Here is a 13575-nt window from a genome sequence, read left to right on the forward strand (position 1 = left end):
GGAGACGAACTGGAGAAAATCAAAATTACCGCTCTCCCGGAGAACGGAAGTCTCACACTGAACGGCGAAGTCATTGAATTAAACCAAGAAATTGACGGTGTGGATTTAGGGAATTTAGTGTTTACTCCCGGGGAAAACTTTACGGGGGAAATTGATTTCGAGTGGAATGGATTTGACGGGACGAGTTATGCGGATAGCGGGGCGAGAGTGAGTCTCACGGTGATTCCTCCGACAGAGGACCGCGATCGCGATGGGTTAACGCCACCGATTTCCACACCGCCGACACCTGCGCCAACACCGCCGACACCGCCGACACCTGCGCCAACACCTGCGCCGACACCGCCGACACCTGCGCCAACTCCGACACCTGCGCCAACACCGCAGATCGAGACACCAACGCCACCAACGCCACCAACCCCGCCGATCGCTCCAGAAATTCCGCCAAATCCGCCAAATCCGCCAAATCCCACAATGGCGGAATTGCCACCCATTCCGACATTGCCGACTCATCCCACAACGCCGCCCAATCCAGCGCCCACGGGGGAGAATGAGGACACCCCATCCGCCGGTGAAGTAACTGAGGAAACCGAGGACTCGGGGAGGTTACATGCTGCAGGTGTGACGTCTTCGGAACTGGTGACGGTGAGTTGCGGATGTCCGGGGATGCCGATATTGCCCACGGTGGTATTTGCGGGGATGCCGATCGCGCCACAACTGAGGTTTGAAGCGGAACCCAAAGCACTCACATTGCCCTCAATCCCCGCGCGTACCCTGTTCGCGACGATGGAGAATGATATCACTTTCGGCAACCCAACAGCGGAGATGATAATGGGGTTTGCGGGGAATGACCTGCTGTTGGGACAAGATGGGTTCGATCGCGTTTATGGAGATACGGGAGATGACACGATGCTGGGGGGAACCGGCAGCGAATTCCCGGTGGGGGACAAAGTAGAACGCGATCGCCTAGAAGGAGGCAAAGGCAACGATTGGATAAACGGGAATGAAGGCAACGATATTATCTATGGCGGAAAGGGGGACGATTGGGTTCACGGCGGTAAAGACGACGATCGCATTTTTGCCGACGATGACAGCGATTTAGTCTATGGCGATTTGGGCGACGATACCATCCAAGGTGGGAATGGCAGCGATCGCCCGATTGGCGATCGCGGCGAACGAGATATACTGCTGGGAAACCGAGGGTCGGACCTACTTAACGGCAATGAAGGCCACGATACAATCTATGCCGGCAAAGATAACGATATCGCCCACGGCGGCAAAGATAACGACATGATATTCGGCGATCGCGCTGACGATATCATCATGGGGGATTTAGGCGATGATAGCCTATTTGGCGGCGTCAGCGATATCACCGTGGGAGACGCCGAGGGACGAGATACACTGTATGGCGGCGAAGGCAACGACTTCCTGAATGGCAACGAAAACGACGACTGGGTATCGGCGGGGTCAGGCAGCGATCGCCTCCACGGGGGCAAAGATAACGACATGATGTTCGGCGATCGCGGCGACGATACCTTAATGGGGGATTTGGGCAACGATACGGTAATGGGGGGCAACGGGAGCAACATTCCCATCGGCGATCGCGAGGAAAGAGACTGGTTGCAAGGCAACCGAGGCGAGGATTTGCTGAATGGCAATGAAGGGAACGATACCATCTATGCCGGCAAAGATAACGATATGGCGCATGGCGGCAAAGATGACGATATGATATTCGGCGATCGCGGCGACGATACCTTAATGGGGGATTTGGGCGACGATAGCCTATTTGGCGGCGTCAGCGATATCACCGTGGGAGATGCTGAGGGTCGCGACTTGCTTTATGGCGGGGCCGGCAACGATTACCTAAATGGCAACGAAAACAACGATTTGCTCTCCGGGGGAGTGGGGGACGATACGGTGCGCGGGGGCAAAAATGACGATTTGGCCAACGGTGACCAGGGAAACGATGTGGCATTCGGCGATCGCGGTAACGATACCCTCTGCGGTTCTAGCGGCGACGATACCCTCTATGGCGGAATTGGCAGCGAGTCTCCCATCGGGTCTTGCGGCGATCGCGATTTATTCTATGGCGGAGATGGCAATGATGTGATATATGGCAATCAAGGCGAAGATACCCTGAATGGTTGTAGCGGCAACGATACCCTCTACGGGGGAAAAGATAACGATACCCTAAACGGATTTAGCGGCGATGACCTGCTCAGTGGCGATTTGGGCAACGATCTGCTCGCCGGGGGCATGGGAAGCGATCGCTTTGTCTTGCGCCCGGGAAGCGGTAGCGATATCATTGTAGATTTTGCAGACAATCTCGATCGCCTCGCTTTAGCAGATGGCTTGACTTTCGAGCAATTAGCGATCGGGCAAGATAGCAGCGATACATTAATCCGCTTCGGAGATGAATTGCTGGCTACTCTGAATAATGTGAGTGCTGCGGCGATCGGGGTCGAGGATTTCTCTGTGCTGTAATCTCGAATGCGGTGGAAATCGAGAAGACGACAAGACCTCACATGGGTTCAATGGTTCTGCTAACTCAGATCGGAAGAAAACCTTTAAATTTTTCCCGGGGGCGAAAAATGGGGGGGAAGGAAAAGGGCATAACGGGACGCGATCGCCTACCATAAAACTAAACCATTAGAGGTTGAGGCCATGCAGCAATTGCCACAACAAAACACAACCGCCATTCTCCGTCCCCTAACCACCAGTGGGGGGAAACCATCCGGTGGAGAATTGCGGCGAACTCTGAGCGGTCATCAGGGAGGAGTCACGGCGATCGCGGTGACGCCGGCGGGCGATCGGGTGATTTCCGCCGCCGACGATCGCACCGTGAAGGTGTGGAACCTGGAAACCGGGGAAGAACTGTTCGCCCTCACGGGACATGAGGACTGGGTACGCGCCGTCACCGTCACCCCGGATGGCTTCCAAGCGCTTTCCGGTTCTGACGATGGGACGATTAAAGTTTGGGACCTGGAAACCGGCGAAGAACGGCATACCTTCCGGGGACATCGGGACTGGGTACGCGCCATTACCGTTACCCCGAATGGTCAATGGGCGATTTCCGGTTCCTCAGATACTACAATTAAAGTCTGGAGTCTGAGAACCTACGCGGAAATTTTTACCCTCACCGGTCATAGCGGGCCGGTGCGCGCCTTAGCGGTGACTCCCGATGGCAAAAAACTGATTTCTGCTTCATTTGATAGTAGCCTAAAAGTTTGGAATCTCGATACCCAACAAGAACTTGTCACCCTTCTCGGTCATGCCAACACGGTACGCGCCGTGGCGGTGACTCCCGATGGCAAAAAAGCCATTTCTGCCTCGGAAGACCAAACCTTAAAAGTGTGGGATATTAAAAGCAAAACCGCACAGCTTACCCTGAAAGGTCATACCAAAACCGTGCGGTCGATCGCGGTGATGCCCGATGGCAAGCGGGTGATTTCTACCTCTGACGATCGCACGATAAAAGTCTGGAACTTAAAAACCGGTGAAAAACTCTTTACCCTCACCGGTCACGAGGATACCATCCGCGCGATCGCCTATATTCCCCAAAAACACTGGCTGATTTCTTCCTCGTTGGATAAAACCCTCAAGGTGTGGACCTTGACGCGAGAAACCCAAGTCATTGCCCTCCCGCGACATCAAAAACGAGTCATGGATGTGGCCTGTACCCCGGATGGAAAGCGGGTAGTTTCGGCGTCTTTTGACAAAACCCTGAAAGTCGCGTCCTTGCAGGATGGTCGGGAAATTTACACCCTGGTCGGCCACCACAAAGAAGTGCAAGCGGTGGCGGTGACGTCCGATGGCAAAAAAGCGATTTCCGGCGGGAGAGACTGTCTGATTAAAGTGTGGAATTTAGATAACGGCAGGGAAATCAAAACCCTGCGCGGTCATAAAAGCTGGGTGCGATCGCTCGCCGTCACCCCCGATGGCAAACGAGTGGTTTCCGGGTCTTTAGAACACATTCTCAAAGTGTGGAATTTGGATACCGGCGAAGAACTCTTTACCCTGACCGGTCATAACAGTTCCGTGCAAGGCGTCGCCTTGTCCCCGGATGGCAAAAAAGCGGTGTCTACTTCGGTGGATAGTACGATTAAAATCTGGAATATAGAGACGGGTGAATTGATTTTAACCCTTTACGGACATAGCGGCACCGTGCGTCCGGCGATCGTCACCCCAGACAATCAATGGCTGATTTCCGGTTCGAGCGATCGCACGATTAAAATTTGGGATTTAGCCACCGGAGAAGAACGCTTTACCCTCACCGGTCATCAAAACCGGGTGCGGGGTTTAGCCGTCACCCGAGACAGCAAGCGATTGGTTTCCGCCTCGGAAGATAGTACCTTAAAAGTGTGGGATTTAGAACGTCGCGAAGCGATCGCCAGCTTTACCGGTGCCGATGGATTGTGGTGTTGCGATATCGCACCGGATGGCGAAACTATTGTGGCGGGAGAAAAGTCCGGACGAGTGCATTTATTGAAGTTGTCAACCCGTAATTAACCGGAAATCGAACGGGACGCGGTAATGCCGCGTCCCAAGGGCGATCGCCCGCATCAGCGGGCAACCCCAACCGAAGAGCAGTTATGCCATTGCAGGCACGGGAATACTCAGGTGGGGATAAAGCGGAAAACGCTCGCACAGAGCAGCCACGCGCTGACGACATTGCGCCGTCACGGCTTCATCCTCGGGGTTGAGCAAGCGATCGGCAATAATATTGGCAATTTCGGTAAATTCAGCCGCACCCATGCCGCGCGTGGTCACCGCCGGGGATCCCAAGCGCAAGCCACTGGTGACAAATGGGGACTCCGGATCGAAGGGCACGGTATTTTTATTGGCGGTAATATTCACTTCACCCACCAGTTTGTCGGCGCGCTTGCCGGTCATGTTCACCGATCGCAGGTCCACCAAGATCAAGTGATTGTCAGTGCCGCCAGAAACTAGCTTGATGCCTCGGTTTTCCAATCCGGTTGCCATTGCGCGCGCATTTTCCACCACCCGGGCGCTATAGTCTTTAAACGCCGGTTGCAGGGCTTCGCCGAATGCCACGGCTTTGCCGGCAATCACATGTTCCAACGGACCGCCTTGAGTCCCGGGAAACACGGCTTTATTGAATTTTTTCGCCAGATCCGCGTCATTGGTGAGGATTAACCCACCGCGAGGACCGCGCAAGGTTTTGTGGGTGGTGGTGGTCACCACGTGGCAGTGGGGGACCGGGTTGGGGTGATGCCCGGTGGCGACTAAGCCGGCGATATGGGCGATATCGGCAAGCAGGTAGGCTCCTACTTCGTCGGCGATCGCTCGGAATTTGGCAAAATCGATGATGCGCGGATAGGCGGAATAGCCGCAGATGATTAATTTCGGCTGATGTTGCTTCGCCAGTTCGAGAATGCGATCGTAGTCCAGTTCTTCGGTTTCGGGACTGACGCCATAGTGTTCCACGTTGAACCACTTACCCGACACATTCACCGGGGAACCGTGGGTCAAGTGTCCGCCATGAGACAGGTCCATGCCCATAATGGTGTCCCCGGGTTGTAGCAATGCCAGGAACACGGCAAAGTTGGCTTGAGCGCCGGAGTGGGGTTGGACGTTGGCATGCGCGGCACCGAATAATTCTTTGGCGCGATCGATGGCCAGTTGCTCGATTTTATCGATAAACTCGCATCCGCCATAGTAGCGTTTCCCAGGCAACCCTTCGGCATATTTATTGGTTAATACCGAGCCTTGGGCTGCCAAAACGGCGGCAGAAGTAAAGTTTTCACTGGCAATCAGTTCGAGGTGATCCCGTTGGCGCTGGAGTTCGAGCTGGATAAAACCTGCAACGGTGGGATCGGTGGTTGCGAGGAAGTCTAAGTTCGTCTGAGTCACGGATGAAACCTCAGTCAGTATGTTGTAGCCTGCCAAAGTGACGGCAAAATTCTTATTATATCCGATGTTGGCACTTTTTTCAGCTTCCGGCGTCTGGAAGCAGTATTTTCCCGTGGAGAAGGGGAAAAACGAAGAACCTCGGCGCAAAAATGGGGGAAATATTTCTTTAAATTGAAGCCGATGATACCACAGTCAACCCCGACATAATATTAAGCTGTGTGTCAATTTCACCCTTTTTTATCAAACCTTGACATAAAATAGATGAAGTGGCTAGGGGATTGCGGAGGTGTAAAATGCTCGTCATTTTAATGGAAGATAAAATAATTGCCCCTCGGCAAGTCTGTCAAAGTTGTTTGCTCGCCGATAGTACCGGTGAACCTCGGTGGCGACAAGGAAAATTATGTTGCGGTCATGCCCTAGGAAAACTAGCAGACCAGCAAGCAACCCAGTTTGAATGTCAGATGGGGTTCCGAATCGCGAATATCGACTAAAATTGCGATCGCAAGCTTTTTCACAGCACTGTAGGGTGGGCAAATCTTTGCCCACCCTACTACTTTAAGTCGTCTTTAGGCCAAAGTTAAGGGGGCGGCATCTGTACCCCGTCGCACAGGTGGCGATCGCGCCGGTCCACTTCCAGATTATGGTGCAAATAATGGCTGATCCAGCGGCAACTGTAGGCCAGCACCGGATCCAGATGCAGCACCCGGTCTAAATCCCATAAAATGGCCCGTTGGTCTTCGCTGCTGGATGCGAGCATCTGGCCATCGGGACTGAAGGCCACCCCAAACACCCCCTCGCGATGGGCCGCTAAGGTATGGAGCAATTCTCCCTGGCGGTTGGTGAGTTTCACCGTGGCATCCAGAGAGGCCGAGGCCAGGGTTTCCCCGTCGGGACTGAATGCGAGGCCAAATACCCCCTCGCGATGGTGAGATAAACTCTGGAGCAAACGGCCCTCTCGGTTCCAGCGTTTCACCGTGCCATCGAGAGACCCAGAGGCCAAGGTGTCGCCGTCGGGACTGAAGGTCACGGCGATCGCCGCATCCCGATGGCCCTGTAGGGTGGCGATTTCTCTGCCCTGGCGGTTCCACAGTTTCACCGTGCCATCCAAGGAGGCGGAGGCCAACCGTTGCCCGTCGGGACTCCAGTCTACATCGAACACTTCATCGGTATGCCCGGTGAGGGTCAGCGGATTTTTACCCTGCCTCGGCCACAGTTTCACGGTTTTGTCCGCACTGGCGGAGGCCAACCATTCCCCATCGGGACTGAACGCCACGTTAAAGACCCGATCGCGGTGGCCGGCGAGGGTTCTAATCACGGTTCCGTCGGCGGTCCAGAGTTTCACGGTATGATCCCAACTGCCGGAGGCGATCCGATCGCCCTCGGGACTGAACTCCAGGCCATACACCCGATCGCGATGGCCGGTGAGGGTGGCGATCGCGCTGCCATCTCGCCGCCAGAGTTTGATGGTGCCATCGGCGCTACTGGAGGCCAGCATTTCCCCGTCGGGACTGAAACTGAGCTTGTACACCTTATCGGTGTGACCCTCGAGGGTCTTAATAAACTGGCGATCGCTGCGCCACAGTTTTACCGTCCCATCCCAGGATGCAGAGGCAATCCGGGTGCCATTGGGGCAAAAATCCACCCCAAACACCCGATCGCCATGTCCTTTCAAAGTCGCGATCGCGGTGCCGTCGATGTTCCACAGTCTAATCGTTTTGTCCCAAGATGCCGAAGCGATCCTCTGCCCATCCGGGGCGATCGCGATATGGTTGACCGCATCCTGATGCCCCACTAACGTGTGGATGAGGGTGCCGTCTCGCCGCCACAGTTTCACCGTATAGTCCCAGGATCCGGACACCAGGGTTTCTCCATCCGGGGTAAACTTCACGCTATACACCCGCGCTTCATGCCCGGTGAAGGTATGCAGCAGCTTGCCGTTGCTTGTCCATAGTTTGATGGTATTATCTCCACTGGCAGAGGCAATTCGCTCCCCGTCGGGACTGAAGGTCACGTCCAAAACCTGCGCCTGATGTCCTCTGAGCGTGAGTTGTTCGGCCCCGTCGCGGGTCCAGAGTTTGATGGTATTATCCCCACTGGCAGAGGCAATTCGCTCCCCGTCGGGACTGAAAGTGACGTCCCGGACGATGCCTTGATGGCCGGTGAGGGTTCGCACTAAGGTGCCGTCCGGTTTCCAGAGTTTCACCGTGCGATCGCCACTGGCGGAGGCAATCAGGTTCCCGTCGGGACTGATTGAGACCCCCCACACGGCAGCACTATGTCCCCGCAGGGTTTGCAACAGTTTGCCGTCGCGCCGCCACAGCTTTACGGTTTGGTCCCCACTGCCGGTGGCAATCAACTCGGCATCCGGCCCGATATCTACATAGTTTACCGTGCCGGTATGTCCGCTCAAGCGATTGTATTCCATCCCCCCATATACCGCCTGTCGCAGCAATACATCTAACTGACGATCGAGTTCCGGGTGATTTTCCCCCAAGTTTTGCAGTTGGTGTTTGGCTTTCAACGTGGCGAACAGCGCGTCTAAAGTGCGATTGGAAGCCAGTAAAAATTCTGAAGATTGGGCGATCGCTTTAATTTCATTCAGAGACGCTTGGCGATATTTGAAAAAACTGCTCAATCCCATTACCGATGCGAAGATTAAGCCGGCGATCGCTACCCCGAGAAACACTCGTTGTCGGTTGACTTTTTTCTCTCTACCAATGCAAGCACTGTCGCACTGTAACCCTAGGGCTTTTCCGGGGATGGGGTTAAGTTCCCCTGGGGTGTTTGTGACGTCCTTGGCGGCTAAATTCGCAGGCGGTAAAATCCCAGAGATTTGATGACCTTGCCCCCCGGGGGAACGCGCTGCTAAAGTAATTCCGTGCCCCACGGGCAATTTCTCCGATGGATTCCGCCCCGCCCACCATTCCCGCTCCGCCGGGGACAGGTGATTTAATTGGGTTTCTACCCAGTCGATATCGAACACCCGCTCGTAAATGGAATTTTTGACTTTTAATTCGCCATTTTCATTCACCACCGCCCCACTTAAAATCAGTTCCACATGCTCTCGAATATCGGCAAATTTTATCGATTTTTGCTGCAATATTTCCCGATAAATCGTTAGCAACTTAATCGGATATTTTTGCGGATTGAGGATGCGATCGCTAATGGTTTTTAAATGTTCTGGTTCGTCTTGCGATCGCCAGTTTTGTACGATGCGCGAATTCACTAAAGCCCGGATAAAGCATTGCGGATGGGCCAGGAACATCTCGTAGCGATCGCTCCCCGGTTTCCAATTCCCATTCGCCACCAACTGACAGAGTTTTTGGGTGAGAAACGGTTGTCCGCCAGTCCAGGAGAGAATTTCCTCCATCGCCGCCTCCGGATCTGGCACATTGCCCACCAAGCCGCCCACCAACGGTTGCACTTGGGTGCGTTTAAACCCGGGCAGTTTTATCGCTTTGCCTAAATTAAAAGGCGTGCGATTTTTATCGCGAATCAAATCGGAAGGGGTGGCCACGCCAAATAACGCAAATGCCAAGCGCTTGTATTTCGGGTCGTGCGCTCTTTGATTGTAACAAAAGCGAATCAAGGCAAAAAAGTCATCGACCGAGAAATCCAAACTCAAAATACTATCAATTTCATCGATAAAGATAAAAATAGTTTCCCCGGCGAAGCGATCGAGAAGTTCTTCAATAAAGCGACTCAATCGCTGGAGAACAGATACCTCTTCTGACTCGCGCCACCAGGCTTTTAGATTAAATTTCCCTAACAGGTCGAATCCCAGCCATAAGGTAGACACCACTCCTTTATACCATTGAGGGGGGGTAATATTATCGCTACCGATTTGGGTCATATCCAGATAGGTGCAGCGATACCCCTCAGCTTGCAGGCGAGATTTAGTGCGGACGAGTAGAGAAGACTTGCCCACTTGGCGACAGTCGAGAACGTAACAAAATTCCCCCGCCAATAAGGCATCATAGAGTTCGGCATCGGCATCTCGTGCCACATAAGTGAGGTGGCGATCGTCTAAACTACCGCCAACTTGATAGTAAAATGGGTTCATACTGCCTAGAATCCCCGTCCAGGGTTGAGAGTGGGAAGCAATCGGGGGGGGAGAGAGAGTCGGGAGAGGCGATCGCGCCGCCGATCGCCGATGCCATCGCAGAGGGTGCGATCGCTCGAGTCGATTTCCGGCGTGCTGTGCAGATAATCCCGCACCCAACTACAAGTGTAGCTTAAAACATCCATTGCGAGAATTTCTTCTACATTCCACAAAATCACGGTTTGGTCTTCCGCTGAGGAAGCCAGGGTCTTGCCATCGGGGCTAAATCGCAAAGCGATCGGATTGGCGCGATGGCCCATTGCCGTAGCCAATTGCTCCCCGTCGCGGTTCCACAGCACCACTGTATTGTCGGTACTGCCCCCGGCGAGAATCTCCCCATCGGGACTAAACGCCACGGAGTGGAAGCCGCTGTCATTCCCCTGCAACCGCCTTATCAATGTGCCATCGGGCTGCCACAAGCCGATTGTACCATCCAAACTGGCGGTGGCGATTTCCCCGCGCACGGAAATCGCCACACCCCAGGTAGAATTATCGTGGGCGGCGATGGTGTTTAACACGGTGCCATCGGAGTGCCAAAGCTTCAGGGTACCATCTTCTCCCACGGAGGCGATAAACTCCCCGTCGGGACTAAAGGCAATGTGCCACACGCGCCCGTCGTGCCCTTCCAGGGTTTGGCGTAACTGGCCTTCGCGCGTCCAAACTTTGATGGTATTATCGTCACTGCTCGAGGCGAAGCTGTCCCCATCGGGACTAAACGCCACGGTGGTAATTAACGTGGAATGAGCCTGGAAGGTCATCACTTCGGTGCCATCCAATTGCCACAGGGAAATCGTCCCATCGTCGCCCCCGGCGAGAATCTGCTCTCCGTCTGGGCTGAATGTGGCACTGAAAATTCCCCGATCGCCCGGGGTGCCCAACTCTTTAACTACCCTCAGGTCCGGGGTCCACAGTTTGATATTTTCCCCGGCAGAAATTAACAGGGACTTTTGCGGATGAAAGTCTACGCTCCAAATATAATTCTGGTGCAGGGAAAATTGCTGGCTCAACTTCGAGTGGGGTTTCCACAGGGTGACGCGGTTTCCCCCTGCTGAGGCGACAATTTGACTGTCTGCGCTAAATGCCACTTCCCCGGTAAAATCACCGTGACCTCGCAGGGTTTGCAGTAACGTACCATTCGCGGTCCACAGTTTCACGGTTTCATCCGCACTGACGGAGGCGATGGTTTTGCCATCGGGACTGAAGGCGACGCCGTTCACTTCCCGGGTATGCCCGGAAAGCACTTGATTGGGGGAACCATCCAGGTGCCATAGTTTGACGGTGCGATCGGCATTGGCAGATACCAGGGTGTTGCCGTCTGGGCTGAAGGTAATGTCCCAAATGGCGCTGCGACGCTGGTTTTCCGGTTTGACTAAGGTCTCGATGAAGCTGCCGTCGCGCCGCCATCGGGTAATCTCTCCATCCACGCTGGAGGCGGCGAGGGTCTGGTTATCGGGACTGAAGGCGACACTCCACAAGGCCCCGGTGGGTCCGGTGAGGGTGGCAACCTCGGATCCATCCGGGTGCCACAGTTTTACTGTGGTGTCTCCACTGGCAGAGGCAACTATCTCGCCATCGGGACTAAATGCTACACTCCACACCGGGGCGGAATGGGCTTGAATGGTGGTTAATAAGGTGCCGTCGCGACTCCACAGGCGGACTTTACCATCGAGACTGCCGGCGACGAGGCGATCGCCTTTGGGGCTGAATTTGACCTCGAATACGGTGTTGTCGTGGGGCAAACTGTGAACCAATCTGCCCTGTGTAGTCCAGATTTTTACGGTTTTGTCGCTGCCGGCAGTGGCGATTAATTCTCCGTCTGAGCTAAAATCCACGTCGAGCACGGCCCCGCGATGCCCGGAAAGGCGATTGACGCGATCGAGTCCGTACAAGGCTTCTTGCAAAACCCGGGTCACTTCCCCGGCGATTTTGGGGTCGATGCCGGGAGTGCGTTGCACTTGCCGTTTGGCTTTGATGGCGGCGATCGCGGCATTTAATTTTTGATGGGAGGCAAATTGTCCTTGAGAGGAGGAGATTAAGGCTTTGATTTCGCTAATGCGAGCTAATCTTTCGTTATGAACGGCTTTGCGATACTGCCCGGTTGCGATCGCTCCTAAGGTGGAAACAATCCCAAATGCTGCCGTAACTCCAATTAACAGTAACCGTTGCAAGCGAGCGGTTTTTTGTTCCTGCGCCCGTCGTCTGCGTTCCGCTTCCAATCGTTTCTTTTCTTCAATCAGTCGCGCTTCAATTTCTTGGGCGCGTTGCGCTTCTAAGGCTTGTTGCACTTCTAGGCGATCGCATTCCACCGAGGCGGCTAAAAATTGATAGTCGAAATCGCTCAAACTTTTTCCCTGCGCCCACAGTTGCGCTTCTTTTAAGCCTTGCCCGCGCAACAGTCGCGATTTATCGGTTTGTTTGGATGCCATCCAGGCATTAAAGGCTTGAGAATAGGGTCGCAGTTGTTGGAGTTTGGTTTCTACCCACTGCGGGTTAAAAATGTTCTCGTAAATTCGGTTTTTTATCTGTAAATATCCCTGCCGTTTTTCCAGCAACCCACTGAGTAACAGTTCGATATGTTCGCGACTGTCATCGCATTTGATTGGGTTGCCTTGTAAAAGTTGCTGATAAATACCCAGCATTCTGCCGGCACGCTGTTCGTTGCGTAAAATGCGATCGCGGATGGTTTTTAAGTGTTCCGGTTCGTCTTGGGATTCCCAATTCTGAATAATCCGCGTTTCGACTAATTCCGCAATTTTAAATTGCACGTCCAAATTGGATAAATTGCGCTCTGGGTTTGCTTTGTCGGTTTCCCTGACGGTTAACTGACAGAGTTTTTGCGTCAAAAATGGCTGTCCGGATGTCCAAGCTAAAATTTCTGCGATCGCCGCTTCCGGTTCGGGGACTTTTCCGCGCAATCCTATCACCAAAGGCTGCACTTCTGCCGGGGTAAACCCGCTTAAGGTAATGGACCGACCAATATTAAACGGCGTGCGGCTTTTATCGCGAATCAAATCTGCTGGAGTGGCGACGCCAAATAAGGCAAAGGTGAGGCGATTGTATTGCGGGTTTTGCGCTCTTTGATTGTAGCAAAAGCGAATCCAGGCAAAAAAGTCATCTACGGTAAAATCTAAGGCGAGAATGCTGTCGATTTCGTCGATAAAAATAATCAGATTTTCCTCGGCAAATTCCTGCTGCAACATCTCCACAAACCGACTTAAGCGGTGGAGAATGGAAATATCATCCGCCTCGCGCCACCAAGATTTGAGGTTAAAAGTTCCCACTAAACCCAGATCCAGCCATAAGGTGGAAACTACGCCTTTATACCATTGGGCGGGGGTAATATTTTGACTGCCAATTTGGGTTAAATCCAGATAGGTACAGCGATAATTTTCGGCGCTGAGTCGCTCTTTGGTTCGCACCAACAGGGAGGATTTTCCCATTTGGCGCGAGTCGAGGACGTAGCAAAATTCACCGCCTTTTAAGGCGCGATACAGTTCATCATCGGCTTGTCGGTGGATATAGGTGGGATGTTCCGGGGTCAGGGACCCTCCCACTTGATAGGAAAATTGGGTTATCATGTTTTTGGGTTATCCTGGGAAGTG

At 53.7% G+C, this 13575-nt stretch carries 6 protein-coding genes; 3 read left to right on the forward strand and 3 right to left on the reverse strand.

Features of this window, described 5'->3' with window-relative positions; genetic code table 11:
- Together AC0QH1_RS07475 and AC0QH1_RS07480 are read left to right on the forward strand one after the other, a co-directional pair.
- Positions 1 to 2481: calcium-binding protein (locus tag AC0QH1_RS07475; protein ID WP_324630383.1), on the forward strand; the 2481-nt coding region annotated here is incomplete at its 5' end.
- A 180-nt stretch (positions 2482 to 2661) separates the two neighbouring features.
- Positions 2662 to 4506 carry a WD40 repeat domain-containing protein gene (locus AC0QH1_RS07480; protein WP_324630384.1) on the forward strand — a complete coding sequence of 615 codons (1845 nt, stop codon included), beginning with the start codon at positions 2662 to 2664 and terminating at the stop codon, positions 4504 to 4506.
- Between the two features lie 81 nt (positions 4507 to 4587).
- Here the strand turns inward: AC0QH1_RS07480 and glyA are convergent, their stop codons facing one another.
- A complete protein-coding gene (gene glyA, locus AC0QH1_RS07485) occupies positions 4588 to 5871 on the reverse strand; it encodes a serine hydroxymethyltransferase (protein WP_324630407.1) in 1284 nt (427 codons plus the stop codon).
- Between the two features lie 293 nt (positions 5872 to 6164).
- On the opposite strand from glyA, the gene AC0QH1_RS07490 reads away from it, so the two are divergent.
- Positions 6165 to 6362, forward strand: coding sequence for a hypothetical protein (locus tag AC0QH1_RS07490; RefSeq protein WP_324630386.1), 198 nt, complete (start codon positions 6165 to 6167; stop codon positions 6360 to 6362).
- An 86-nt stretch (positions 6363 to 6448) separates the two neighbouring features.
- Here AC0QH1_RS07490 and AC0QH1_RS07495 read toward each other — a convergent pair whose 3' ends face one another.
- Together AC0QH1_RS07495 and AC0QH1_RS07500 are read right to left on the reverse strand one after the other, a co-directional pair.
- Entirely contained in the window at positions 6449 to 9934 is a 3486-nt protein-coding gene (locus AC0QH1_RS07495; RefSeq protein WP_324630409.1) for a WD40 domain-containing protein, read from the reverse strand.
- 5 nt (positions 9935 to 9939) lie between these two features.
- Positions 9940 to 13551, reverse strand: coding sequence for a WD40 domain-containing protein (locus AC0QH1_RS07500; RefSeq protein ID WP_324630387.1), 3612 nt, complete (start codon positions 13549 to 13551; stop codon positions 9940 to 9942).
- Positions 13552 to 13575: the final 24 nt, after the last annotated feature.

The organism is Phormidium sp. CCY1219, from assembly GCF_055795085.1.